This window comes from Rhodococcus opacus B4 (assembly GCF_000010805.1).
GTDB lineage: Bacteria > Actinomycetota > Actinomycetes > Mycobacteriales > Mycobacteriaceae > Rhodococcus_F > Rhodococcus_F opacus_C.
This window is the reverse complement of sequence record NC_012522.1, coordinates 7,441,181-7,466,320: the sequence shown is the minus strand read 5'-3', so window position 1 is coordinate 7,466,320 and position 25,140 is coordinate 7,441,181. Positions and strand designations below refer to the sequence as shown.

General features: G+C 69.4%; 20 protein-coding genes. 11 read left to right on the top strand and 9 right to left on the bottom strand.

All coding sequences use genetic code 11. From position 1 onward, the window contains the following. Positions 1-144 precede the first annotated feature (144 nt). Positions 145-738, top strand: coding sequence for a DUF3000 domain-containing protein (locus ROP_RS33975; RefSeq protein WP_043825928.1), 594 nt, complete (start codon positions 145-147; stop codon positions 736-738). Here ROP_RS33975 and ROP_RS33970 read toward each other — a convergent pair whose 3' ends face one another. Next, positions 739-1,989, bottom strand: a complete 1,251-nt coding sequence (locus tag ROP_RS33970; RefSeq protein ID WP_015890518.1) for an alpha/beta hydrolase — start codon at positions 1,987-1,989, stop codon at positions 739-741. It lies immediately after the preceding gene. Positions 1,990-2,155: 166 nt separating this feature from the next. On the opposite strand from ROP_RS33970, the gene ROP_RS33965 reads away from it, so the two are divergent. The 4 genes from ROP_RS33965 to ROP_RS33950 all read left to right on the top strand — a co-directional run bounded on the left by ROP_RS33965 (position 2,156) and on the right by ROP_RS33950 (position 8,353). After that, positions 2,156-3,550: a WS/DGAT/MGAT family O-acyltransferase gene (locus ROP_RS33965; RefSeq protein ID WP_015890517.1), complete on the top strand. Its 1,395-nt coding sequence runs from the start codon at positions 2,156-2,158 to the stop codon at positions 3,548-3,550. 49 nt (positions 3,551-3,599) lie between these two features. After that, positions 3,600-4,886: a ribonuclease D gene (locus tag ROP_RS33960; RefSeq protein ID WP_015890516.1), complete on the top strand. Its 1,287-nt coding sequence runs from the start codon at positions 3,600-3,602 to the stop codon at positions 4,884-4,886. Positions 4,887-5,035: 149 nt separating this feature from the next. Then, the gene (locus ROP_RS33955; protein WP_015890515.1) at positions 5,036-6,244 is read left to right on the top strand and encodes a thiolase family protein; all 1,209 of its coding nucleotides are present in this window, start codon (positions 5,036-5,038) and stop codon (positions 6,242-6,244) included. After that, positions 6,245-8,353, top strand: coding sequence for a 3-hydroxyacyl-CoA dehydrogenase NAD-binding domain-containing protein (locus ROP_RS33950; RefSeq protein WP_015890514.1), 2,109 nt, complete (start codon positions 6,245-6,247; stop codon positions 8,351-8,353). Positions 8,354-8,404: 51 nt separating this feature from the next. Here ROP_RS33950 and ROP_RS33945 read toward each other — a convergent pair whose 3' ends face one another. From ROP_RS33945 to ROP_RS33920, 6 genes are read right to left on the bottom strand one after another with little or no spacing between them, the layout of a single operon-like run. After that, entirely contained in the window at positions 8,405-11,104 is a 2,700-nt protein-coding gene (locus tag ROP_RS33945; protein ID WP_015890513.1) for a fumarate reductase/succinate dehydrogenase flavoprotein subunit, read from the bottom strand. Next, on the bottom strand, positions 11,104-11,883 hold the full coding sequence (locus ROP_RS33940) for an ABC transporter ATP-binding protein (protein ID WP_015890512.1): 780 nt from the start codon (positions 11,881-11,883) through the stop codon (positions 11,104-11,106). The genes ROP_RS33945 and ROP_RS33940 overlap by 1 nt, the downstream gene beginning before the upstream one ends. Further along, positions 11,880-12,737, bottom strand: a complete 858-nt coding sequence (locus ROP_RS33935) for an ABC transporter permease (protein WP_015890511.1) — start codon at positions 12,735-12,737, stop codon at positions 11,880-11,882. Before ROP_RS33935 ends, ROP_RS33940 begins: the two co-directional genes overlap by 4 nt. Then, positions 12,734-14,164 (bottom strand): ABC transporter substrate-binding protein, encoded by a 1,431-nt coding sequence (locus ROP_RS33930; RefSeq protein WP_015890510.1) that lies wholly within the window; start codon positions 14,162-14,164, stop codon positions 12,734-12,736. Before ROP_RS33930 ends, ROP_RS33935 begins: the two co-directional genes overlap by 4 nt. A 16-nt stretch (positions 14,165-14,180) precedes the next feature. Beyond that, positions 14,181-14,408: a 4Fe-4S dicluster domain-containing protein gene (locus tag ROP_RS33925; RefSeq protein ID WP_005240903.1), complete on the bottom strand. Its 228-nt coding sequence runs from the start codon at positions 14,406-14,408 to the stop codon at positions 14,181-14,183. Beyond that, positions 14,405-15,184 (bottom strand): GntR family transcriptional regulator, encoded by a 780-nt coding sequence (locus tag ROP_RS33920; protein WP_015890509.1) that lies wholly within the window; start codon positions 15,182-15,184, stop codon positions 14,405-14,407. The genes ROP_RS33925 and ROP_RS33920 overlap by 4 nt, the downstream gene beginning before the upstream one ends. Before the next feature lie 293 nt (positions 15,185-15,477). Between ROP_RS33920 and ROP_RS33915 the strand changes: the two genes are divergently transcribed. Both ROP_RS33915 and ROP_RS33910 read left to right on the top strand, forming a co-directional pair. Then, positions 15,478-16,494 (top strand): iron-siderophore ABC transporter substrate-binding protein, encoded by a 1,017-nt coding sequence (locus ROP_RS33915; RefSeq protein WP_015890508.1) that lies wholly within the window; start codon positions 15,478-15,480, stop codon positions 16,492-16,494. 96 nt (positions 16,495-16,590) lie between these two features. Continuing rightward, positions 16,591-17,988 (top strand): sugar porter family MFS transporter, encoded by a 1,398-nt coding sequence (locus ROP_RS33910; protein WP_015890507.1) that lies wholly within the window; start codon positions 16,591-16,593, stop codon positions 17,986-17,988. Positions 17,989-18,057: 69 nt separating this feature from the next. Here the strand turns inward: ROP_RS33910 and dxs are convergent, their stop codons facing one another. Further along, positions 18,058-20,007, bottom strand: coding sequence for a 1-deoxy-D-xylulose-5-phosphate synthase (dxs, locus tag ROP_RS33905; protein ID WP_043826938.1), 1,950 nt, complete (start codon positions 20,005-20,007; stop codon positions 18,058-18,060). A 251-nt stretch (positions 20,008-20,258) separates the two neighbouring features. Between dxs and glsA the strand changes: the two genes are divergently transcribed. From glsA to ROP_RS33885, 4 genes are all read left to right on the top strand, one after another. Then, positions 20,259-22,079, top strand: a complete 1,821-nt coding sequence (gene glsA / locus ROP_RS33900) for a glutaminase A (RefSeq protein ID WP_015890505.1) — start codon at positions 20,259-20,261, stop codon at positions 22,077-22,079. Between the two features lie 92 nt (positions 22,080-22,171). Next, a complete protein-coding gene (locus ROP_RS33895) occupies positions 22,172-23,131 on the top strand; it encodes a daunorubicin resistance protein DrrA family ABC transporter ATP-binding protein (RefSeq protein WP_015890504.1) in 960 nt (319 codons plus the stop codon). After that, a complete protein-coding gene (locus ROP_RS33890) occupies positions 23,128-23,967 on the top strand; it encodes an ABC transporter permease (RefSeq protein ID WP_015890503.1) in 840 nt (279 codons plus the stop codon). The genes ROP_RS33895 and ROP_RS33890 overlap by 4 nt, the downstream gene beginning before the upstream one ends. Continuing rightward, on the top strand, positions 23,964-24,626 hold the full coding sequence (locus ROP_RS33885; RefSeq protein ID WP_015890502.1) for an SIMPL domain-containing protein: 663 nt from the start codon (positions 23,964-23,966) through the stop codon (positions 24,624-24,626). Before ROP_RS33890 ends, ROP_RS33885 begins: the two co-directional genes overlap by 4 nt. Here the strand turns inward: ROP_RS33885 and ROP_RS33880 are convergent. Then, positions 24,623-25,081 (bottom strand): MarR family winged helix-turn-helix transcriptional regulator, encoded by a 459-nt coding sequence (locus tag ROP_RS33880; RefSeq protein ID WP_015890501.1) that lies wholly within the window; start codon positions 25,079-25,081, stop codon positions 24,623-24,625. The genes ROP_RS33885 and ROP_RS33880 overlap by 4 nt on opposite strands. Positions 25,082-25,140 lie beyond the last annotated feature (59 nt).

The window sequence follows — 25,140 nt, the reverse complement described above, 5'->3', positions numbered from 1 at the left end:
CCAACCCGCTCATCGGTCCTCGCGCTCTCTGCCTGCTCGAATTTCGGCAGCTCTCATGCTGCCATGCCGCGGCTCCGCCGCCGATCGGCCCTGCTCGGCGCGCCTCCGACGAGAAACGAGGGTCCGGGTCTAACGTCCCGGGCTGTGACGACTTCGGGATCGCCCGCCGAACCGGCCGAGTTCCGCGCCGCCGTCGAAGCGATGAATTCCGCGCAGGTCCGTGCGGACATCGAGGTGGGCCCCATCCGGCCTCCGCAACGACTCGCGCCGTTCAGCTACGCCGTCGGCGCCGAGGTCGTGCACGAGGACACCGGGGTCGTCGCCGAACAGAGCGAGGGCGACGCGTTCGGCAGGTTGATCCTCCTGTTCGACCCCGAGGGTGACGAGGCCTGGAACGGCACGATGCGGCTGGTCGCCTACATTCAGGCCGACCTCGACGCGGCCGTGGCGTCCGACCCGCTGCTTCCCGAAGTGGCATGGAGCTGGCTCGTCGACGCTCTGGAGTCACGTCACGAACCCCTCAACGCGCTCGGCGGGACGGTCACCGCGACGACGTCGGTGCGGTACGGCGACATCGCCGGTCCCCCGCACGCGCATCAGCTGGAACTGCGCGCGTCGTGGACGGCGACGTCGGTCGAACTGGCCACGCACGTCGAGGCGTTCTGCGAGGTGCTGGCGTACGCCGCGGGCCTGCCGCCCGCCGGGGTCGCGCAGCTGAAGACCCTCGGCGGCAAGTAGTCAGGCCGATTCCGTGCCCGCCGCGGGGACGTCGGTGGTGGCGCTGCGCGACCATTCCAGGAACCGCCCGACCGCCTGCGTCACGGAGATGCTGCGGATCGAGGGGAACACGTCGAACGCATGCTGCGCGCCCTTCAGTTCCGCGTAGACGACGGGGTTCTCGGACACCTGCCGCAGTTCGTCGACGAAGACCCGCGCCTCGGCGACGGGAATGAGCGAATCGCTCGTCCCGTGGATCACGAAGAACGGTGGCGCGTCCGCCCGGAGGTGCGCGAGCGGCGACGCGGCCCGGTAGTCGTCAGGGAACACGGCGTTCCTACCGAGCACCATCGGCATCAGTCCGGAGTGCACGCGCTGGAGGACCGCCTTGATTCCGGTGTCGCCGGCGATGTCGTAGACGCCGTAGTACGGGACACACGCCTGGACCGACGTGTCCACGTCCTCGAATCCGGGCTGCAGCCGACTGTCGTTCGCGGTGAGTCCGACCATGGCGGCGAGGTGGCCGCCCGCGGAACCGCCGGTGACGGCGATGAAGTCGGGGTTGCCGCCGTATTCCTCGACGTGCTCCCGGAGCCAGGCCAGGGCCTGCTTGATCGCTACGAGGTGTTCCGGCCACTTCGCCTTCGGCGACAGCGGGTAGTTGACGGCCGCGCACACCCATCCCCGGGATGCCATCTCGAGCATCAGCGGCAGACCCTGTTGATCCTTGTTCCCGATCACCCAGCCGCCGCCGTGGATCTGGAGGAGGACCGGGCTCGTCGACGGCCGATCCTGCCGGTGGTAGATGTCGAGGCGGGCCCGGCGCCCGCCCGGTCCGTACGCGAGGTTGCGGACCCGGGTGACGGCCTTGTTCCGCATCCAGAACGGGTTGAGGAGTTGCCGCCACACGGGTCGCCCCGGGTGGTCGATGGCGTTGTCGCGGTCGGTGTAGTTCTCGCCGAGCGTCTCGACGAGCGCGGATTCCGCTTCGGCTCCGGCGCCCCGGCCGGTGGCGATGACGGCGGCGAGCCCGGCGGCGGTGGCGGCGGCCAGCGCGAGACCGACGCGGTCGCTGCGGGTCCGCGTTCCGCGACGGGCGGCGTGCTGGGCCGCGTCGGCGGCGGTCACGGCGAGGAGGTGGGGTGCGAGTTCGGTGGTGAGCCACCCCGAGAAGAAGGCGACCACCGAGGTGGGCGCACCGGGCAGGGGACGCAGGGCGTTGGCGGCGAGTGCGGCGCCGACGGCCTGCCGGAGAACGAAGCCTCGGGTCATACCTCCAACCGTAGAACATGTTCTAATGGACCGGTTGCCCGCCCCGTTCCCACGCAGGCGAATCGAGAACGATCCGGAGCGGCGTCTCCCCGGTTCGCTGTCGCGCGGACCTCGTCGTTCCGCGATTCGGTGCACCACCTTCTAGAACGTGTTCTAGTATTGGTTCATGCAGCGACTCAGCGGTCTCGACGCGTCCTTTCTCTATCTCGAAACGTCGACGCAACTCCTCCACGTCTGCGGAGTCATCGTTCTCGACGTCTCGACGATTCCGGGCGGCTACACGTTCGCCGGGTTCAGGGCCGAACTCGGCGCCCGCACCGAGGCGATTCCCTCGTTCCGGCGCAAGCTGCAGGACTCCCGGTTCAACCTCGACCACCCGGTATGGGTCGAGGACACCGACTTCGACATCGACCGGCACTGCCACCGCGTGGCTCTTCCCGCCCCCGGCGGGCGCGACGAGTTGGCCGAACTGTGCGGCGACATCGCGGGCATTCCCCTCGACCGCGCCCGGCCGCTGTGGGAGATGTGGGTGATCGAGGGCCTCGAGGACGGTGCGGTCGCCGTGATGTCGAAGATGCACCACGCCGGCGTCGACGGGATCACCGGCGCGAACATGATGGCCCAGCTGTGCGGCCTCGAACCGGACGCCCCGCGCCCCGAGCGCGACGACTCCGCCGAGAGCGCGGGGCAGGCGAGCACGCTCGACATCGCCGTGGGCGGGCTGCTCGCGGTCGCCTCCCGGCCCGCGAAACTGCTGAGGATCGTCCCGCAGAGCCTGACGCTGCTGCCCCGCTGGATCGGCCGGGCCCGGCGCGGCGAGGCGATGCCGGCGCCGTTCACCGCACCGCGCACGTCCCTCAACGGCACGCTGACCAGTCACCGCAATCTCGCGTTCACCCAACTCGACCTGGCGAAGGTCAAGACGGTCAAGAACGCGTTCGACGTCACGGTCAACGACGTCGTCCTCGCCCTGTGCTCGGGCGCCCTGCGGAAGTACCTGCAGAACCGCAGGGAACTGCCCGACAAGTCGCTGGTCGCGATCGTCCCGGTCTCGGTCCACGGGAAATCGGACCGGCCCGGCACCAACCAGGTGTCCGGGATGTTCACTCAACTCGGCACCCAGATCGAGGACCCCGCCGAACGCCTGCTGGCGATCGGCGAGCACAACTCGACGTCCAAGGAACACAACGAGACCCTCGGCGCGAGCCTGCTCCAGGACTGGTCCCAGTTCGCCGGCCAGGCCGTGTTCGGCACCGCGATGCGCCTCTACTCGACCCTCGGCCTGGCGGAACGGCATCCGGTGGTCCACAACCTGGTGATCTCCAATGTGCCGGGGCCTGCGGTCCCGCTGTACTTCCTGGGCGCCCTGATCCGGGCGATGTATCCGCTGGGCCCGATCTTCCACGGCGCGGGGCTCAACGTGACGGTGATGTCGCTGAACGGTCAACTCGACGTCGGCCTGATGAGCTGCCCGGAACTCGCGCCCCACCTCTGGGACCTCGTCGACGCATTTCCGGCCGCCCTGGACGAGCTCGTCGAGGCAGCGGAGAACCGGCCGTGAACCCGCCGGTGCGCTGCGGGAATCCCGAAGAGACGTAGAGTCAGCTGTCATGTCCGAAGTCACCGACGACGCCTCGTCACCCGTCCCCGCCGAAGAACCCGGCAGGCAGGTAGTACCCCTGCTCGCACCCCGGGACGGCGTACCCGACGTGGTGACCACCGCGGAGGGTGTCGCGAAGGCCGCGGCCGCGCTGAGCGAGGGCACCGGGCCGCTGGCGGTCGACGCCGAGCGGGCGTCCGGCTTCCGCTACTCGGCGCGGGCGTATCTCGTGCAGCTGCGCCGGGAGGGGGCGGGGACGGTGCTCCTCGACCCGATTCCCACCGCCGCCGATCTCGCCCCACTGGCGGAGGTGATCAACCCGCTGGAATGGATCCTGCACTCCGCCGACCAGGATCTGCCGGGGCTCGCGGAGATCGGCCTCGCGCCGGCGACGCTGTTCGACACCGAACTCGCGGGGCGCCTCGCCGGGTTCGAACGGGTCGGCCTCGCCGCGATCGTCGAGCGGACCCTCGGCTTCGAACTGCGAAAGGGCCACGGCGCCGCCGACTGGTCGAAGCGGCCGCTGCCCGACACGTGGCTGAACTACGCGGCCCTCGACGTCGAGGTCCTGGTCGAGTTGCGGAACGCGATGGCCGCGGAACTCGGAGAGCAGGGCAAGAGCGATTGGGCGGCACAGGAATTCGAGCACATCCGGCTCGCCGGGCCACCGCGGCCCAAGCCCGACCGCTGGCGGCGGACGTCGCACATCACGTCACTGAAGACGCAGCGGCAGCTCGCCGCCGTGCGCTCGCTGTGGCAGGCCCGTGAGGACCTGGCCCGCAAACGCGACGTCTCCCCCAGCCGGGTGCTTCCGGATTCGGCGATCATCGACGCCGCGACGAAGGACCCCCGGAGCATCGAGGCGCTGCGGGCGCTGCCGGTGTTCGGCGGTCCCCGGCAGCGGCGGCATTCCCGGATCTGGTTGCAGGCGCTCGAGGATGCGCGGGCGCTACCGGACTCCGAACTACCCCCGAAGACCCCGCCGTTCACCGGACCGCCGCCGGCGAGCCGGTGGGCGCGGCACGACCCCGACGCTGCCGAACGCCTGACCGCCGCCCGCGCCGCGCTGGCCGCCCTCGGGGCGGAGGTGTCGGTGCCGGTGGAAAACCTGGTAACCCCGGAACTCGTCCGCAGGCTGTGCTGGGACTGGTCGGTTCCCGAGGACGGCGCCGAGGCGGCGATCGACCGGGTGCTCGACGCGGGCGGGGCGCGACCGTGGCAGCGGATGCTGACGGTGCCCCGGCTGGCGACCGCGCTGCGCGCCGCGGCCGAGCAGAAGGGCGCCGGCGACGACTGACCCTGCGCACCGACACGCGGGGTGAGCGCGTGAATTCCCGATGAGGTACCCATTAAGTTACCCGCGAGTAACGCGAGGGGTACGCTGGTCTGGAGGCCGGACGCCTGGCCGTGATCCGGAACCAAACTGCTCCATCAGGAGGAATTCGCGTGGCTCCATCCACCACAACTCAACGCAACGTCGTATTCGTCGACGGCATCCGCACTCCGTTCGGCAAGGCCGGCCCCAAGGGCATGTACGCGGAGACCCGCGCGGACGACCTCGTCGTCAAGACCATCCGTGAGCTGCTTCGCCGCAACCCGCAGCTCGACCCCGCACGCATCGACGAGGTCGCCATCGCCGCGACCACGCAGACGGGCGACCAGGGCCTCACCATCGGCCGCACGGCCGCGATCCTGGCCGGGCTCCCCGAGACGGTTCCCGGTTTCGCCATCGACCGCATGTGCGCGGGCGCCATGACGTCCGTCACCACCACCGCCTCGGGCATCGGCTTCGGCCAGTACGACGTGGTGATCGCCGGCGGCGTCGAGCACATGGGACACCACCCGATGGGTGAGGGCGCCGACCCGAACCCCCGGTTCCTCGCCGATCGCCTCGTCGACCCCAGCGCACTCGTCATGGGCAACACGGCCGAGAACCTCCACGACCGGTTCCCCACCATCACCAAGGACCGCACCGACGCGTACGCCGTCGCCAGCCAGAACAAGTACGAGGCCGCCCGCAAGGCCGGCTTCATCGCCGACACCCTCGTACCCGTCGCCACCCGCTCCGCCGCGGGCTGGGGACTGGCCACCGAGGACGAGCCGCCGCGCCCGGGCACCACGATCGAGGACCTCGCGAAGCTGAAGACGCCGTTCCGTCCCGCGGGCCGCATCACCGCGGGCAACGCGGCCGGTCTGAACGACGGCGCCACCGCCGCTCTCCTCGCCGGTGAGGACACCGCCGTCGAACTCGGGCTGCCGATCGGCATGCGCATGGTCGGATTCGCGTTCCAGGGCGTCGACCCCGCTGTCATGGGCATCGGGCCGGTGCCCGCCACCGAAAAACTGCTGGCCCGTACCGGTCTGAAGATCGAGGACATCGGCCTGTTCGAGATCAACGAGGCGTTCGCCGTCCAGGTCCTCGCGTTCCTCGAGCACTACGGCATCGCCGACGACGATCCGCGAGTCAACCAGTGGGGCGGCGCCATCGCGTGCGGCCACCCCCTCGCGTCCTCCGGTGTCCGCCTGATGACCCAGCTGTCCCGCCAATTCGCCCAGCGCCCCGACGTCCGCTACGGCCTGACCACGATGTGCATCGGTCTGGGTATGGGCGGAACCGTGATCTGGGAGAACCCGAACTTCGATGGAGCCAAGTAGATGACCGACATTGCAACGGCATTCGCCGACGAGGTCGTGACCAACGCGTACACCAAGGTCGTCGCGGTACCGGGCATCGAGGGCCCGGTCGCGCTGATCACCCTCGACAACGGTTTCGACCACACCAAGCCGTCGTCGTTCGGCCCGGGTGGCCTGGCTGCCCTCGACGCCGCCCTGGACGAGGCGTTCGCCGCCCACCCCGTCGCGATCGCGATCACCGGCAAACCCTTCATCTTCGCCGCCGGGGCGGATCTCAAGGGCGTCCCGAGCATCGCGAACCGTGACCAGGCGCTCGAACTCGGCCGCCTCGGGCACAAGGTGTTCCGCCGGCTGCGCGAGTCGTCCGTGCCGACGTTCGCGTTCGTCAACGGCGTCGCGCTCGGCGGCGGGCTCGAGGTCGCGCTGCACAGCCACTACCGCACCGCCTCCGAAAGCGCGGGCGCGCTGGGCCTGCCCGAGACATTCCTGGGACTGGTCCCGGGCTGGGGCGGAACGCAGTTGCTGCCCAACCTCATCGGCCCCTCGAACGCCGTCACCGTCGTCCTCGAGAACGCGCTGAACCAGAACCGGACGCTCACCCCGAAGAAGGCCCTCGAACTCGGCGTCGTCGACGCGGTGTTCGGTTCGGCCGACTTCCTCGAGCAGTCGTTCGCCTGGGCCGGACAGGTCCTGGCCGGAGAGATCACCCCCGCGCGTCCCGAGATCGACCGGGGCAAGGGGTGGGACGAGGCGATCGCCCGCGCGAAGGCGATCGTCGAGGGCAAGACCAAGAACAACGCACCCGGACCGGTCAAGGCCGTCGAACTCCTCGAGCTGGCCCGGACCACCGACCTCACCGACCCCGCATCACTCGACAAGGGCTTCGCCGCCGAGGACGAGGCGCTCGCCGACCTGCTGCTCGCCGACGAGCTCCGCGCGGGCCTGTACGCGTTCGACCTGGTGAACAAGCGGGCCAAGCGGCCCGCCGGCGCACCCGACAAGTCCCTCGCCCGCAAGGTCACCGGCGTCGGCATCGTCGGTGCCGGCCTGATGGCCAGCCAGCTCGCGATGCTGTTCGTCCGTCAGCTGAAGGTGCCGGTCGTCCTCACCGACATCGACCAGGAGCGCATCGACAAGGGCGTCGGCTACGTCCACGGCGAGATCGACAAGCTCCAGGGCAAGGGCAGGCTGTCCCCCGACGCCGCCAACCGCCTGAAGGGTCTCGTGTCCGGCTCGCTCGACAAGGCCGCGTTCGCGAACACCGACTTCGTGATCGAGGCGGTATTCGAGAACCTCGACCTGAAGAAGAAGATCTTCGCGGAACTCGAGGAGCACATCGCCCCCGAGACCATCCTCGCCACCAACACGTCCTCGCTGTCGATCACCGAGATGGCCGCGGACCTGCTGCACCCCGAGCGGGTGGTGGGTTTCCACTTCTTCAACCCGGTCGCCGTGCTGCCGCTGCTCGAGGTCATCAAGGGCCAGAAGACCGACGACGCCACCCTGGCAACGGCATTCGCCACCGCCAAGGCGCTGAAGAAGTCGGCCGTCGGTTCCGCCGACCTGCCCGGGTTCGTCTTCAACCGGCTCCTGATCCGCACCCTCGGCGAGGTCATGAACGCGGTCGACGAGGGCACCCCGTTCGAGGTGGCCGACAACGCCATCGCCGAACTCGGCATGCCGATGACCCCGTTCACCCTGCTGGCGCTCGTCGGTCCCGCGGTCGCGTTGCACACCGGCGAGACCCTCGCCGCGGCGTACCCGGAGCGGTTCCACAACTCCCCCGGGCTCGAGGCGCTGGTCGAGGCGAAGAAGCCGGCGGTGTGGAGCTATGGCGCCGACGGCAAGCAGGTCGTCGACCCCGAGGTCGCGGCGCTGTGGAAGCAGGGCGACAAGGGGTCGACGTCGGCGGAGGTCCTCGAGCGGACGCGGCGCGCGTTCGCGGAGGAGATCCAGATCATGCTCGACGAGGGTGTCGTCGCGGCCGCCGAGGACATCGACCTCTGCCTGATCCTCGGCGGCGGGTTCGGCTTCTGGAACGGCGGCATCACGCCGTACCTGGACCGCACCGGCACGTCCGAGGCCGTTAACGGCAAGCGGTTCCTGGCGCCGGGCGTCGCGAGCGTCTGACCCCCAGGTGAGTGGCAAAGTGTGCGCGAGCACACTTTGCCACTCACGTGCTCAGGGGACCGGGACGTGGTCGGCGGCGGCGAGGGCCTGGCGGGCGTAGGCCCGCACGTCGGCGTCCGTGTCCCCGAGTGCGGCGGTGAGGGCATCGACGGCGCCGCGGTCGCCGGTCCACCGGCCGAGTGCGAGGACGGCGGCCTTGCGCACGTCGAGGTGCGCGTCCGTCAGGGCGTCCGCCAGCGGGGGCACCGCGACGTCGGAGTCCGCACCGGCGAGAGCCCGCGCGGCGCCCTGCCGGATCTGCCAGGCCGATTCCCGCAGCGCCGCCGTCGCGAGTGCGACGTCGTCGCCGCGGCAGCCCAGGCTCGCGAACGCCGTGAGCGCGGCGGCGCGCACCAGCGGATCCCGGTCACCGGCCAGTGTGCGCACCGTCTCGGCACCGCCGAGTCCGACGGTCGCCAGGCCGTGCGCGACGGTGATCCGCACCTCGCGGTTCTCGTCGCGCGCTCCCTCGGCCACCGACTCCCACCGGTCCAGCGACACCAGTGCCCGCACCGCTTCGATCCGGACGTGGTGATCGGTATCGGACAGCGCGGCCAGGAACTGGTCAGCCGAACCGGCGTGCAGGGCGCGCAGGACGTCCACGACGGCCGCCCGGACCACCGCGTCACCGGACCCCAGATGGCCGGCCAGTCCGTCGGCGGACGGCAGCACCTCGACGAGTTCGCGCAATCCGTCGGCGGCGGCGCGGCGCACCGTCACCGCACCGTCACCGAGCGCCGCGATCAGCGCTTCCCCGAATCCCTCCGGCGTGCCTTCCGTCAGCACCGACAGTGCCGTGACGCGGACCTGCGGATCGGCGTCCTGCAGATACGGTGCGAGTTCGGCGACGCTCGGCGCGTCGAGTCCCAGGACCGCGACGATGGCCGGCGAGGACGGCTCCTGCCGGGCCGGCGCCGCGATGCGGGAGCGTTCCTCCACCGGCGCCCGGCCCCCGACCAGCGGCGGCTGCGCCACCGGGACGACCGACCGGTCCACCGGTGGAAGGGAATCGAGTCCGGGGACCGGCACGAAGTACGGTTCGACGGGCCGCTTGAGGAATTCCATGTCGCCGTTCTCGCCGCGCCGCAGATTCAGGTGGTATCCCCATTCGCCGTCACGCTGCTCCGGGAGATCCGCGCGTTCGTGGTAGAGCCCCCAGCGACTTTCGGTTCTGGTGAGCGAGCTGCGGGACGCCATTTCCGCGCAGTCCCGGATGAACGTGACCTCTGCGCAGCGCATCAGCTCGTGCGGGGTGGTCGCGCCCATCCCGGCGATCTCCCCCGCCATCCGCTCGAACGTCTCGACGGCGATCGACAACTTCGTCGCCGTCTTCGGCGGCGCCACATAGTCGTTGACGAAGCGGCGCAGCTTGTACTCGACCTGCGGCTGGGGCGGACCGTCCGGGTTGCGCAGCGGCCGGTAGATCAGCTCGTGCGCGGCGGCCAGCTGCTCCGCGGGCAGCGCGGTGGGCGCCTCGACGCCCGGCAGGGTGCCGGTGGCGTGGGATCCGGCGAGGTCGCCGTAGACGAACGCGCCGATCATGTAGTTGTGGGGTACGCAGGCGAGGTCGCCGGCGGCGTACAGCCCCGGCACGGTGGTGGCGCCGTGCTCGTCCACCCACACCCCGGACGCGGAATGTCCACTGCACAGCCCGATCTCGGAGATGTGCATCTCGATGTCGTGGCTGCGGTAGTCGTGACCGCGGTTCGCGTGGAACGTGCCGCGGGTGGGGCGTTCGGTGGTGTGCAGGATCGACTCGAGTGTGCCCAGAGTTTCCTCCGGCAGGTGGCTGACCTTGAGATAGATGGGGCCGCGGGCGGATTCGATCTCGCTCTTGACCTCGCTCATCATCTGCCCGGACCAGTAGTCCGAGTCGACGAACCGCTCCCCCTCGGCGTTGACCTGGTAACCGCCGAACGGGTTCGCGACGTACGCGCAGGCCGGGCCGTTGTAGTCCTTGATCAGGGGGTTGATCTGGAAGCACTCGATGCCGCTCAGTTCGGCGCCCGCGTGGTACGCCATCGAGTAGCCGTCACCGGCGTTGGTGGGGTTCTCGTACGTGCCGTAGAGGTACCCCGACGCCGGCAGCCCCAGCCGGCCGCACGGGCCCGTCGCGAGGATGACCGCCTTCGCGCCGACCGCCACGAACTCGCCCGTGCGGGTGTTCAGCGCGGCGGCGCCGACGGCCCGGCCGTTCTCCGTCAGGACGCGAACGGGCATCAGCCGGTTCTCGATGCGGATCTTCTCGCGCATCTTCCGCTGTCGCAGCACCCGGTAGAGGGCCTTCTTCAGGTCCTTGCCCTCGGGCATCGGCAGCACGTACGACCCGGAGCGGTGCACGCGGCGGACCGCGTATTCGCCGTACTCGTCCTTCTCGAACTTGACGCCGTACTTCTCGAGGCGCTGCACCATCGCGAAACCGCGGGTGGCCGTCTGGTACACGGTGCGCTGGTTGACGATTCCGTCGTTGGCGCGCGTGATCTCGGCGACGTAGTCCTCGGGTTCGGCCTTACCGGGAATGACGGCGTTGTTGACGCCGTCCATTCCCATGGCGAGCGCACCGGAATGGCGCACGTGCGCCTTCTCGAGCAGGAGCACGTTCGCGCCGTTCTCGGCGGCGGTCAGCGCCGCCATCGTGCCCGCGGTGCCGCCGCCGATGACGAGGACGTCGCAATCGAGGCGGACGGTGTCGGCGAGATCGGGGATGTCCATCAGGTCTCCGGAGTGTGGTTCAGCGCGCCGAGAACGTCGGCGCGGGCGGCACGGGTGCCGGGATGGTCGAGGCGGTCGCGGTCGCGGGGGTGCGGGATGTCGACGAGCGCCCGCAGCGGCTCACCCGCCCGGCCCAGCACCGCCACCCGGTCGCCGAGCAGCACCGCCTCGTCGACGTCGTGGGTCACGAACACCACGGTCGTCGGGTGGGTACTCCACGTGTCGACGAGCAGTCGCTGCATGACGCCGCGGGTCTGGGTGTCGAGGGCGCCGAACGGTTCGTCCATCATCACCGCCCGCGGCGCCCCGGCGAGGCCGCGCGCCAACTGGACCCGCTGGCGCATGCCGCCGGACAGGTTCTTCGGCAGGTAGTCGCCGAACCCGGTCAGACCCACCTCGGCGATCCAGCGATCGGCGGTCTCGCGGCGCCCCTTGCGGGGTTCGCCGCGGAGCGCAAGGGCCAGTTCGATGTTCGAGCGCACCGTGCGCCACGGCAGAAGCGCGTTGTCCTGGAAGACGACGGCCCGGTCCCGGGAGGTCGATGTCACCGCGGTGCCGTCGGCGACGACCCGGCCCGAATCGGGCGGCAGCAGACCCGCCAGGGCCCGGAGCACGGTGGACTTGCCGCACCCCGAGGGTCCGGTGAGCACCAGGATCTCGCCGGGCACCACGGTCAGCGACAGCGAACGGATGACGGGTATCCCGGTGTAGGAAAGGGTGACGTCGTCGAGAACCAGCGACATGCCCTCGGCCACGGGCGTTCCGGCGGCGGCGGTCATCCGCGCTCCCCTCGTGGCAGCCAGCGGGTGACGCGCCTGCCGAGCAGTTCGACCGCCCCGGACGTGAGAAATCCGAGGATGCCGATGGTGATCATGCCGACGAAGACACCGGGGTAGTCGACGATCGTGTACGCCTGCCAGGTGCGGTACCCGACACCGAGCCTGCCGGAGATCATCTCGGCGGAGATCACGCAGATCCAGGCGACCCCGATCCCGACCGACAGTCCACCGAACACGCCGGGCAGGATCCCGGGCAGCACGACCCGGGCGAGCACGTCCCAGCGTCCGCCGCCGAGGGTGCGCACCGAGTCCTCCCACAGCGTGGGGAGTGCCCGGACGGCGTGCCGGGTGCTCACCATGATCGGGAAGAACGCGGCGACGAACGTGATGAACACGATGCCCGCCTCGTCGCTGGGGAACAGCAGGATCGCGACGGGTACCACTGCGATGGCTGGGATGGGCCGGGCGAGTTCGGTCAGCGGGCCGAGGACGTCGGCGAACAGTTCCGATCTGCCGAGGGCGATTCCGGTGGCGACCCCGACTATGGTGGCGAGGCCGAATCCGCTGAGGATGCGGATCAGCGACTGCCCGAGGTCGAGGTAGAACAGGTCGGTCCGCAGCTGTGTGCCGAACGCGGACACCACGTCGGTGACGGTGGGGAGCGTGTCGAACCGCAGCCACAGCCGAACGTCGTGGGCGGTCAGCAGCTGCCACGCGAGGATCGCGCCGAGCACCGAGGCGATCCGCACGAGCCGCGACCGCCACGCCGACGAGCCTCGACGGTCCGATGGACCATGTACTTCCACAACAGCTTCGGTGCCGGACAGGACGCCCGGTTGTTCCAGGGTGGTCACGGCCGGACCTCCTCGATCGCGCGGTCGTACGTGATCGCGGCGCCCGTCGGGTGCGCGCGCAGGTAGCGGTCGGCCGCGGCGCCGGTGGTGAACGGCAGGAAGGTGTCGCCGTCGCGCACCCACACCGCCTTGTCCGCGAACCATCGGGTGCCCAGTTCGGCGTCGGGAACGTAGCCGGCGCGCACGGTCCGACCCTCGGCGCGGGCCTGTTTCACCGCCCGGAGCAGGCACGTCGGGTTCGCGGCCGGCTGGGTCTCGGTGGCGCCGTCGAACCACACCTCCCCGGCCAGGGCCGGGTCCTCCGCGGGCGCGGCGCACACCGGGTCGGTGCCGGTGACGGCGGCGGGGTTCGCGGTGGACGCGAGTGCGGCGTCGTAGTTCTGCCCGTCGGCCTCGAACGCGGAACGCAGCGGTGCGTCGTTCACGAAACCGTCGACGTCGAGGTCGGTGAAGTCACCGATCGACTTCAGGTACGGCACATCGTTCTTCAGCGCACCGATCAGGCCGGGTTTGAGCGTGGTGTCGAAGGAGGTGCCGCCCGGGCCGTTGTACAGGTACACGACCTCCTGGGGCAGCCCGCTCGCGTCGGCGACGATCCGCGACGCTTCGAGGGGTTCCGTTCGGATGAAGTCCGTGGCGTCGAGTTGCGCCCGCAGGAACGCGTCGAGCACCTCGGGGTGTTCGTCCGCGTAGACGTCCCGGACCACCACTCCGTGCAGGGTCGGGGTGTGCAGTTCGGCGCCGTCGTACAGCAGCTTGGCCTTGTCCTGGAAGACGAGAAGTCCGGGCCACGCCACGAACTGCGACAACGCCGCCACCTGACCGGATTCCAGCGCCGAGGATCCGACCTGCGGCTGCTGGTTCAGCACCTCGACGCCGGTGGCCGGGTCGATCCCGGCGCGGTCGAGTGCCTGGACGAGGGTGCCGTGGCCTGCGGAGCCGACGCTCGCGGACACCTTCCGGCCCGCCAGGTCGCCGAGCGTGGTCGCCGGTGAGTTCGGCGGCACCACCACCATGTTCAGGGCGCCCTCGGGGTTGTAGCCGGTCACCGAGACGATTTCGGTCTTCGAGCGCGGGTTCGCCTGGGTGCGGGAGCCGTTGATCAGCATCGGGTAGTCGCCCATCGATCCGATGTCGATCTTCTCCGCCACCATCTGGGCGGTGATCGGCGCACCGGTGTCGTAGTCCTGCCACTCGACGGAGTACTTCGTCCCCGTCCGTTCCGTGACGTCCTGCAGACGCTGTTCGAGGTAGCCCTGCGCGCGCAGCAGGGTACCGGCGGTGACGGTGTTGATCGTCTTGGACTGGTACCCGATCACCACCGTGACCGCGTCACCGTTGCCGGCCGACGGTTCGAGGGAGCAACTCGTCGCCACGAGTGTCAGTGCCGCGGCGGCGATCGCGAAGGTGGGGAAACGTCGCTTCATCTGTGTGGTCTTTCGCTCAGCGGAGGAGATACGGCATGTTCACGGTGACCGCGCCGGTCGGGCAGCGCGCCGCGCAGGGGCCGCAGTACCAGCATTCGTCGACGTGCATGAACGCCTTGCCGTTCTCCGGGTTGATGGCGAGGGAATCGAGCGGGCAGATCTCGACGCACAGGGTGCAGCCCTCGATGCACAGCGACTCGTCGATGGTGACGGGGACGTCGGCGCGTTGGTTGACCAAGGTCATGAGGTGAGCTCCCAGTTCGTGATGTCGGGTCTGCGGACGAGGTTGCTGCGCATGGTGATTCGGTCGCCGCGCATGCGGATGTATTCGAGGTCGACCGGGCGTCCGTCGACGAGCCGGGTGAGGCGCTCGAGCAGCAGGAGCGCCGCACCCTCGGGGGTCTGGAGGTTCGCGGCGGAGTGCGCGTCGGCGTTGACGGATTCGATCGCCAGCTCGGCGGAACCCAGTGGCTGACCGCAGACCTCCTCGATCAGCGCGAACACGTCGTTGCTTTCGAGGTCGCGGCCGAGGATCTCGGCGCCGATGTCGGGGACGAGATAGGTCAGGTCCAGGCTGAGCGGGAGGTCGCCGAGGTAGCGCACCCGCTCGATGTACACCGCGGGTTCGCCCGGCTCCAGATGCAGTCGGCGGGCGACGGCGGGCGGCGGGGCGATCTCCACCGCCGCGCGGACGTCGTTGCGGACCTCGCCGTGCCCCTTCAGCGTCTCCTTCAGCCCCAGCAGGGCGTCGAGGCCGTGGTCGTACTTGCGCTGCGCCACGTGGGTTCCCACGCGCGGCGCCCGGTCGATGAGCCCCTCCTGTTTCAGCAGCGCCAGTCCGTCGCGCACCGCGTTGCGCGACACGCCGAACTCGGCGGCCAGCTCCGACTCCGACGGCAATCCGCGCTCGGCGAAGGCCTCCGCGTGGATCTGCTGACGCAGCAGGTCGGCGAATCTGCGCGCGTGGTCCGCGCGGGAACTGCGTGACGCCGTCTGCAGGGGAGTCGGATTCACCACCATGCCTCCTTTGTCGATAGTGCGTGTGAGCTGGACGAAGACACACGCTAACGGCAGTCCGGGGGTCCGAAAGTCGCGGCGGACGCCCGCCTCGGACGTCTCGGTGAATCGGCCGGGTCCGTGCTTGCGGCGATCCGCCTCACCAGCACGAACACCGCGGCGTTCCGGCATTGCGCCAGTCGGAGGCGGGTCCGGGAATTCCAATCACGGTGATTCGAAGTGGCGCGGTCCGCCGAACGAGCGCGCAACTCTAGGTTAGGCTTACCTTCTGTTTTCGTCCCGAAGGAGTCGTTGCCGTGTTCGCACACACCGCCAGACGTCAGCTCGCCGTCGCACTCGCCGTGGCCAGTTCGTCCCTCTTCCTCGCCGCATGCTCGTCCGGCGACGGCGGGAGCAGCACGGAGGCAACGGGTGAGGGATTCCCCGTCACCATTGCGAACACGTTCGGATCCACCACCCTCGACGCGGCACCCGAACGCATCGTGACCCTCGGATGGAACGCCCAGGACGTCGTCTACGCCCTCGGCCAGACACCGGTCGGCATGCCGAAATACACGTACGGCGCCGAGGCGAACGGTGTGATGCCGTGGCTGCAGGACCGATTCGACCCGGCCGCGACCACGTTGCTCGACGCGGCCACGTCCACCCCGATCGAGGGCGTCGCCGCCCTGGCGCCCGACGTGGTACTCGCCCCGTACGAGGGATTCGACGAGGCGACGTACGAGAAGCTGTCGGGAATCGCCCCCACCGTCGCGTACCCGGACAAGGCGTGGCAGACCACGTGGCAGGACCAGACCACGCTGGTCGGACAGGCACTCGGCAAGAGTGCCGAGGCCGAGCAACTGGTGGCCGGTCTCGACGACACCCTCGCCCAGACCGCAGCCGCGCATCCCGAGTTCGCAGGCAAGACGATCTCGGTCATCAACTTCGACACCGACGCCGCGACGGTCAACGTCTACATGCCCTCCGATCCCCGCGTCCAGGTGCTGACGGAACTCGGCTTCACCGTGTCGCCCGGCGTGCAGAAGCTGGCCGCCTCGAACGACCCCGACAAATTCTTCGCCGACATCTCCGTGGAGAACATCTCCGACGTGGACGCCGATGTGGTGGTCGCGTTCGTCCCGGAGAACACCACCGTCGCCGCGAACCCGGCCTACGCGAATCTCGGTGCCATCGGCCGCGGTACCGCGGTCGCACTGTCGGACACGAAGATCATCTCCGGGCTCAGCCAGACCAGCGTCCTCGCGACACCGTGGGTTCTGGACAAGCTGACGCCTCAGCTCAGCGAGGCCGCGAAGAAAGCGGGTGCCTGAACTCCCGCCTGAGAGGCGGTGGCGGGCGTAGCGTATTCCGGTACACCTAGTTCGGTTGTGCCCGCATCAGGAACGCTCGTCGAAAGCAGGTATGCGATGACGCAGATGTCCGAAAGACACACCGCGAAGGTCATCGGCGTCACCGTCGCCGCCGCGGTGGGTGGATTTCTCTTCGGTTTCGACAGCTCGGTCATCAACGGCGCCGTCGACTCCATCCAGGACCACTTCGAGCTGGGTTCGTTCTTCACGGGCTTCGCCGTAGCGATCGCCCTGCTCGGATGTGCTGTGGGCGCATGGTTTGCGGGTCGCCTCGCGGACCGCTGGGGCCGCAAGAAAGTGATGCTGCTCGGCTCGGTGCTGTTCGTCGTGTCCTCACTCGGGTCCGGACTCGCGTTCAGCGTCCCCGACCTGATGCTGTGGCGCGTCCTCGGCGGCCTCGGCATCGGCATCGCGTCGGTCATTGCGCCGACGTACATCTCGGAGATCGCGCCGGCCCGCTACCGCGGCGCGCTGGCGTCGCTGCAGCAACTGGCCATCACGCTCGGCATCTTCGCCGCGCTGCTGTCGGACGCGGTACTGCAGAACGCCGCGGGCGGCGCCTCCAACGAGTTGTGGCTCAACCTCGAGGCCTGGCGCTGGATGTTCATCGTCGGCGTGATCCCCGCGGTCGTGTACGGCGTTCTCGCCCTGATGATCCCCGAATCGCCGCGGTACCTCGTGGGCAAGCACCTCGATCAGGAAGCGGCCGACATCCTCGCGAACATCACCGGCGAGGTGAACCCACAGGAGCGCGTGTCCGAGATCCGGCTCACCCTCCGGCACGAGTCGACGGCGTCGTTCGACGACATTCGCGGCCCGAGGTTCGGGCTGCAGCCCATCGTCTGGGTCGGCATCTTCATGGCCATCTTCCAGCAGTTCGTGGGTATCAACGCGATCTTCTACTACTCCACGACGCTGTGGAAGTCGGTGGGTTTCAGCGAGAACGAGTCGTTCACCACGTCGGTGATCACCGCGATCATCAACGTGGGCATGACGTTCGTCGCCATCCTGTTCGTCGACCGGATCGGCCGCAAGGTCCTGCTCGAGGTGGGCTCGCTCGGCATGTTCCTGAGCCTGCTCATGGCCGCGATCGCGTTCTCCCAGGCGACCGGCAGCGGCGACGACGTCGTGCTCCCCAGCCCGTGGGGGGCGGTCGCGCTGGTCGGCGCCAACCTGTTCGTCATCTTCTTCGCCGCGACCTGGGGGCCGGTCATGTGGGTGATGCTCGGCGAGATGTTCCCCAACAACATGCGCGCCTACGCCCTCGGCATCAGCACAGCGGCGAACTGGATCGCGAACTTCACGGTCACGCTGTCGTTCCCGCCGCTCACCCGCTCGGTGGGGCTGTGGTTCCTGTACGGACTGTTCGCGTTCTTCGCGTTGCTGTCCTACTTCTTCGTCCGGGCGAAGGTCCGGGAGACGAAGGGGATGGAACTCGAAGAGATGCACACCTGACCCCGGCACCTACGGATCCGGCCGAATCACACTGTGATTCGGCCGGATTCGCGTGTGGAGGCGTCTGGGCTACTGGCCGCGGTTCTCCGCGCGCTGCGCGTCGAGGTCGGCGACGACACCGTTCTGCTGCCCGGGGCGCAGGTTGCCGAGTCCGGCGAACCACCCGGTGATCTGCCGGGCGACGTCCTGCGCGGTGAGTCCCAGCTCGGCGTGGATCTGCGCGCGGGACGCGTGGTCGAGGAACCGTTGCGGAACACCGAGATCACGACAGGGCACGTCGACCCCGGCGGCCCGCAGCGCGGCGGACACGGTGGAACCGACACCGCCGTGCAGGCCGCTGTCCTCGACGGTGACCACCATCGTGGAGTCCTCGGCGAGCTTCAGCAACGACTCCGGGACCGGCAGCACCCACCGCGGGTCGACGACGGTCGCCGAGATGCCCTGCTGTTCCAGACGTTCCGCGGCAGCGAGCGCGAGGCCGGCGAACGCGCCGACCGACACGATGAGCACGTCGTTGCGACCGGACGGGGCGTGCAGGATGTCGACGACGCCGTCGAGCCGGCTCACGGCGGGCACGTCGTCCCCGACCGTGCCCTTCGGGAAGCGGAGCGCGGTCGGCCCGTCGTCGACGGCCAGCGCCTCGGCCAGTTCCTCCCGCAGGGTGGCCGTGTCGCGGGGCGCCGCGACCCGCATTCCGGGGACGATGCCCAGCAGCGACATGTCCCACATGCCGTTGTGGCTGGCGCCGTCGCTGCCGGTGATACCCGCGCGGTCGAGGACGAGGGTGACAGGCAGCTTCAGCAGGGCCACGTCCATCAGCAACTGGTCGAAGGCACGGTTGAGGAACGTCGAGTAGACGGCGACCACCGGGTGCAGGCCGCCGAGCGCCAGGCCTGCAGCCGACGTCACGGCGTGCTGCTCGGCGATCCCGACGTCGAACATGCGGTCGGGGTACTTCTCGCCGAACGCGGCGAGGCCGGTCGGGCCCGCCATGGCAGCGGTGATCGCCACGATGTCCTGCCGGTGGCTCGCCTGGTCGATCAGCTCAGCGGAGAACACCGACGTCCAGTCGGCGGACGCCGATCCGGCCGACTTACCGGTGACCGGGTCGATCACGCCGGTCGAATGCATCTGATCGGCCACGTGGTTCTCGGCGGGCGCGTAGCCCATGCCCTTGCGGGTGACGGCGTGCACGATGACCGGTCCGCCGAACGCCTTCGCGCGGCGTAGCGCGGATTCGAGCGCGGCCTCGTCGTGGCCGTCGACCGGTCCGAGGTACTTGATGCCCAGGTCCGTGAACATCACCTGCGGGGCGACAGCGTCCTTGAGGCCCGCCTTCATCCCGTGCAGGACCGAGTAGGCGGTGCGCCCCACCCACGGAAGCTTCTTCACCATCCGCCGGCCGCTGTCGAGGATGCGTTCGTAACCCGGCTGGAGCCGGAGGGCGGCGAGGTGGTCGGCGAGACCACCGATGGTCGGGGCGTACGAGCGGCCGTTGTCGTTGACGACGATGACCACCGACCGGTCCTTGCCTGCGGCGATGTTGTTCAGCGCCTCCCAGCACATGCCGCCGGTCAGGGCACCGTCACCGACGACCGCGACGACGTGCCGGGCCTGGCCGGTCAGTTCGAAGGCCTTCGCGAGGCCGTCGGCGTACGACAGCGCCGCGGACGCGTGCGACGACTCGACCCAGTCGTGATCGCTCTCCGCCCGGCACGGGTACCCCGACAGGCCGCCCTGCTTGCGGAGCGAGTCGAAATCGTCCTTGCGGCCGGTGAGGATCTTGTGGACGTACGCCTGGTGGCCCGTGTCGAAGACGATCGGGTCGGCCGGCGACTCGAAGATCCGGTGCAGCGCGAGGGTCAGCTCGACGACGCCCAGGTTGGGGCCCAGGTGACCGCCGGTCGCCGCGACCTTCTGCACGAGGAACTCACGAATCTCCGCCGCGAGCTGCTTCATCTCCGCCGGATTCAGCTGACGAAGATCGTCAGGCGTCTGGATACGGGCAAGAACACCCAACGAGATCGCTCCCTCCGTGATGCACGCCGCCTTGCGTGCCTCTGCCACGTGGCTTCGTGTCACGTCACAGTGGAACCAGTCTACGGAGCCGCGGAAGGGCGGGACACACGGTACCGGTCGCGGCGGCCCCGTGGTGCGGCTTCGTCCTCGGGCATTCCGGCCACAGCCGTGACCGGCTTCACACAATTGCGCCGCCGGGCGGGACCGGCGGAACACCCGACTTCGCCGTTGACACCCTCTAGGGTCTTCTCATGAGCACCGTCGTGGACGCGCTGATCGGAAAAGTCTTCACCGAGACCCGGGAGAACCGCGGCGGACAGCTCGCCGACTACATTCCCGAACTCGCGGCGGTCGCCCCCGACTCGTTCGGCATCTGCGTCGCGACCGTGGACGGCTACGTGTACGAGGTCGGCGACACCCGCCTGCCGTTCACGATCCAGTCCATCTCGAAGCCGTTCACGTACGCCCTGGCGCTCGCCGACCGCGGCTCCGCAGCCGTCGCCGAGAAGATCGACGTCGAACCGTCCGGGGAACCGTTCAACGAGATCAGCCTCGACCCGCGGACGGAGCGGCCCCGCAATCCCATGATCAACGCCGGGGCGATCACCGCGGCCTCGCTGATCGCGGGACCGGACGTCGACACGCGGTTCGAGCGGATCCGGTCCACGTACTCCCGGTACGCGGGACGGGACCTGACATTCAACCCGTCGGTGTACGAGTCCGAGTCGCGGAGCGGGCACCGCAACCGGGCGATCGGCCACATGCTGCGCTCGTTCGACATCATCACGGGTGACCCCGACGAGGCGGTCGACCTCTACTTCCGCCAGTGTTCCCTCGACGTGACGTGCCGCGACCTGAGCCTGATGGCGGCGACGATGGCGAACAACGGCGTCAATCCCGCCACCGGTGAGACCGTCCTCGCACCGGCGCTGGTCGAGCGGGTCCTGAGTGTGATGTCGACGTGCGGCATGTACGACGCCGCGGGCAAATGGGTCTACGAGGTCGGGCTGCCCGCCAAGAGCGGGGTCGGGGGCGGCGTGCTCGCCGTCCTGCCCGGCCAGATCGGGATCGCGATCTACTCCCCGCGCCTCGACTCCCACGGCAACAGCGTCCGCGGAGTCGAGGCGTGCCGGGCCCTGTCGAGCGAGTTGGAACTGCACTTCCTGCACGTCACCCGCGCCGCCCGGTCCGCGGTCCGCGCCCGGTACTCGGTGTCGGACGCCCCGTCGCGGATGCGGCGTTCGCCCGCCGAGCGCGCCACTCTCGACGATGTCGGCAAGCGCAGCCGGATCTACGAACTGCACGGAGATCTGCTGTTCGCCGGCGCGGAGAGCGCGGTCCGCGAGATCGGCGGCGTCGAGGAAGCCCTGGACGCGGTGGTGATCGACGTCCGGCGCGTCGACGACGTCAGCGGGGTCGCCCGCGGGATGTTCGACACCCTGCGGGCCGACCTCGCACGGTGCGGGTGCGCGCTGGCGTTCGTCGACCCGGCAGGTCTGCTCGGCAACACCCGCTCCGACCTGTCGTCGAGAGCGGGCCGGGTGTTCGCCGACCTGGACGCCGCCGTGCAGTGGTGCGAGGACATCCTCCTCGACCGGCACTGCAGCACGGCCCGTCAGCCGTCGTCGGTCACGATCGCCGAGCATCCCATGCTGTCCACGCTCAGCGCGAAGCAACTCGAACGGTTCACCCGCGACCTCGTCACCCGCACCTATGCCCGCGGCGATCTCGTCATCCACCGGGGTGACCCGGCCGCCGGGCTGTTCCTCATCCTGTCCGGCAGCGTCAGCTCCACGATCACCGATCATGCGGGCGCGGTGCACCGGATCATGACGTTGTCGGCCGGAATGAGCTTCGGGGAAATGACGATGATGATCGACTCCCGTTTCCTCAACGACGTCCGCGCCGACACCGAGGTGACGGTCGCGGTGCTGACCACCGAGCGCTACGCCGAAATGGCCTCGGAGGAACCGAAATTGAAGCTGGCACTGCTCGAACGACTCGCGTCCGGCGCGTACGAACAACTCGACGTCATGCTGCGGGCGCTGCTGCGCCAGGGCGGCGGACTCTGACCGGCCCGCGGGAAAACCCGTTGCCCGAATCGGAGAAATCGGACAGGCTGGGGGCTCGGAACCGCCGACGCTCGAATCGAAAGCAGGGTGCAATGCTCACAGCGACCAAGCTGGCCATCGAGACGACGGGACTCGTCAAGACATTCGGATCCACCCACGCGGTCGACGGCCTGGATCTGACCGTTCCCCTCGGGGGCGTCTACGGCGTCCTCGGCCCGAACGGCGCGGGCAAGACCACCGCGATCCGCATGCTGGCCACGCTGCTGCCCCTCGACGGTGGAACCGCCACCGTGCTCGGGCACGACGTCGCCGCCGAACCGGACGCCGTGCGCAGCAAGGTCTCCCTCACCGGGCAGTTCGCCTCGCTCGACGAGGATCTGACGGGCAGCGAGAATCTGCTGCTGCTCGGCCGGTTGTACGGGTACTCCCGCGCGGCGGCCCGCACTCGGTCCGAACAGCTGCTGTCCGCGTTCGGGCTGGAGGAGGCGGGCAACCGGCAGGTGAAGAACTACTCCGGTGGCATGCGCCGGCGACTCGACATCGCGGCCAGCATCATCGTCACCCCGGAGATGATCTTCCTCGACGAACCCACCACCGGTCTCGACCCCCGCAGCCGCAATCAGGTGTGGGAGATCGTCCGCGCACTGGTGGCCGGCGGAACGACGGTCCTGCTGACCACGCAGTACCTCGACGAGGCCGACCAACTCGCCGACCGCGTGGCCGTCATCGACCACGGCAAGGTGATCGCCGAGGGCACCACCGGCGAACTCAAGGCCTCCGTCGGATCGGGTGCGCTGCACGTGCGGGTCACCGACATCGCCACCCGCCCCGCGGCGGCGGCACTGCTGCGGGACGTGCTCGAGGTGCCGGTCACCGAGGAGGCCGATCCGGCGGCCCTCACCGCCCGCATCGACGACCCGGCCCGGGTCTCGCGGGCGCTGCCCGCACTCGACGACGCCGGAATCGCCGTCAGCACATTCGCATTGGGGCAACCGAGCCTCGACGAAGTCTTCCTCTCCCTCACCGGCCGACCCACCGAGGAGCACGCATGACCTCCACCACCGACCGGACCGCCGACACCAGAACCGCTGTCGCCGACGTCCTGAAGATGCCCGGCCCGAGGCCCGCGCGGCCCACCGCGTGGTCCACGTCGCTGTCGTTCGGCTGGCGGGCCCTGCTCAAGATCAAGCACGTCCCCGAGCAGCTGTTCGACGTGACGATGTTCCCGATCATGTTCACGTTGATGTTCACGTATCTGTTCGGGGGTGCGCTGGCCGGATCGACCAGCGCGTACGTGCAGTTCCTGCTGCCGGGCATCCTCGTGCAGACGGTCGTCATGATCACCATGTACACCGGTCTGACGCTCAACAAGGACATCGAGAAGGGTGTCTTCGACCGGTTCCGGTCGCTCCCGATCTGGCGTCCCTCGCCTCTCGTCGGTGCGCTGCTCGGCGACGTCGTCCGCTACACGATCGCCTCGATCATCGTCCTGATCCTCGGGCTGGTTCTGGGGTTCCGCCCGGACGGCGGGCTCGTCGGCGTGGTGGCCTCGATCGGACTGCTGCTGTTGTTCTCGTTCAGCCTGTCGTGGATCTGGACGATGTTCGCGATGCTCATGCGCACCGAACAGGCGGTGATGGGGGTGTCGATGTTCATCCTGTTCCCACTGACGTTCGCCAGCAACATCTTCGTCGACCCGGCGACCATGCCGGGCTGGCTCCAGGCGTTCGTCGGCGTCAACCCGATCAGCAAGCTGGTGACGTCCATTCGCGGGCTGATGGCCGGGACGGTGGAGATGGCGGATCTCGCCGTCGTGTTCGGGTGGTGTGCCGGGTTCGTCGTGATCTTCGGACCGCTGACCATGCGCCTGTACAACCGTAAGTCGTGACGGTGCCGGCGTCCGATCCCGCCGAGCATGCGGTGACGGTGCGCGGCTCCGGAGTCGTCTCCGCGGTTCCGGATCTCGTCCGCGCCTCCGTCACCGTGACGGCGACGCGTCCCGCGGTGGCCGATGCGTTCGAGGCGGTCGCCCGGTCCACCACTGCCGTCACCGAGACCCTGCGTGGGTACGGCGCCTCGGGCCCCGTCCTCGCGACCACCGGGCTGTCCGTGCACTCCGAGACCACGTGGGCCGAGGGCCGGGGCAGCGAGGTGACGGGCTACACCGCGGCGACGACGCTGCAGGTCACCGTCCGGGCGGCGGGGGCGTCCGCAACGTCGCCGGCGCAGGTGGTGGCCGCCTGTGTGGGCGCGGGTGGTGACGACATCCGTCTCGGCGGACTCGAATTCGACTTCTCCGATCCGGCCGCGCTGACGGCGACCGCGCGGGAACGGGCATGGTCCGATGCCCACGCCAAGGCGGAGCAGTACGCGTCGCTGTCGGGACGCGAGCTGGGTGAGGTGCTCGACATCGCGGAGGTCGACGTCGGTGACGTATCCCCGCGACCGGTCGCGAAGGCGTTCGCGGCGGCCGATTCCGCGATCGCCGTCGAACGCGGCGAGAAACCGACGCGGGTGGACGTACGCGTGCGGTGGCGGCTGGTCTAGGCCCGGGGGCCGCGCTGCTGCACCGAGGCGGCGAACGTGTCGGTGAGCTGAGTCAGCGACGTCACGGCCGCCAGTGCCTGTTCCTGTGACCAGTCCTCGAGCATGCCGCGCAGCCGTTCGGCGCGCCGCGCGGTCGTCTCCGCGAGGATGTCCATTCCGCTCGGTGACACCCGGATCCGGGAGGCCCGCTTGTCGTCGGGATCGGCGGCGCGGGATACGTATCCCGCGTCGACCAGTTCGGAGATCTGTCTGCTCAGCGAGGACTGACTCACGCACAGGTCGGCGGCCAGTTCGTTCTGGCGGCACTCCCCGCGCGCGGCGAGCACGAAGAGCACGCTCGTCAGTGCGGGCGCGATCGGGGTCTCGCCGGTCGCGGAGACGACCGCCCGCAACGACCGCCCGAGCGCGAACACCGCATCGACGAGCGCCTGCGCCGTATCTGCCTGTACCGACATCCTGTCCCCGTCCCGAACACCCACTACCTGCGGGCTCGACTATACGTTTTGTTGCGTTC

What these genes read in the sequence shown, in the direction of transcription:
- ROP_RS33880 (WP_015890501.1), bottom strand. Translation starts at nt 25,081, where the DNA reads ATGTCGGTACAGGCAGATACGGCGCAGGCGCTCGTCGATGCGGTGTTC.
- ROP_RS33890 (WP_015890503.1), top strand. Translation starts at nt 23,128, where the DNA reads ATGACCTCCACCACCGACCGGACCGCCGACACCAGAACCGCTGTCGCC.
- glsA (WP_015890505.1), top strand. Translation starts at nt 20,259, where the DNA reads ATGAGCACCGTCGTGGACGCGCTGATCGGAAAAGTCTTCACCGAGACC.
- ROP_RS33945 (WP_015890513.1), bottom strand. Translation starts at nt 11,104, where the DNA reads ATGGACATCCCCGATCTCGCCGACACCGTCCGCCTCGATTGCGACGTC.
- ROP_RS33895 (WP_015890504.1), top strand. Translation starts at nt 22,172, where the DNA reads ATGCTCACAGCGACCAAGCTGGCCATCGAGACGACGGGACTCGTCAAG.
- ROP_RS33920 (WP_015890509.1), bottom strand. Translation starts at nt 15,184, where the DNA reads ATGGTGGTGAATCCGACTCCCCTGCAGACGGCGTCACGCAGTTCCCGC.
- ROP_RS33930 (WP_015890510.1), bottom strand. Translation starts at nt 14,164, where the DNA reads ATGAAGCGACGTTTCCCCACCTTCGCGATCGCCGCCGCGGCACTGACA.
- ROP_RS33965 (WP_015890517.1), top strand. Translation starts at nt 2,156, where the DNA reads ATGCAGCGACTCAGCGGTCTCGACGCGTCCTTTCTCTATCTCGAAACG.
- ROP_RS33925 (WP_005240903.1), bottom strand. Translation starts at nt 14,408, where the DNA reads ATGACCTTGGTCAACCAACGCGCCGACGTCCCCGTCACCATCGACGAG.
- ROP_RS33910 (WP_015890507.1), top strand. Translation starts at nt 16,591, where the DNA reads ATGACGCAGATGTCCGAAAGACACACCGCGAAGGTCATCGGCGTCACC.
- ROP_RS33960 (WP_015890516.1), top strand. Translation starts at nt 3,600, where the DNA reads ATGTCCGAAGTCACCGACGACGCCTCGTCACCCGTCCCCGCCGAAGAA.
- ROP_RS33950 (WP_015890514.1), top strand. Translation starts at nt 6,245, where the DNA reads ATGACCGACATTGCAACGGCATTCGCCGACGAGGTCGTGACCAACGCG.
- ROP_RS33940 (WP_015890512.1), bottom strand. Translation starts at nt 11,883, where the DNA reads ATGACCGCCGCCGCCGGAACGCCCGTGGCCGAGGGCATGTCGCTGGTT.
- ROP_RS33970 (WP_015890518.1), bottom strand. Translation starts at nt 1,989, where the DNA reads ATGACCCGAGGCTTCGTTCTCCGGCAGGCCGTCGGCGCCGCACTCGCC.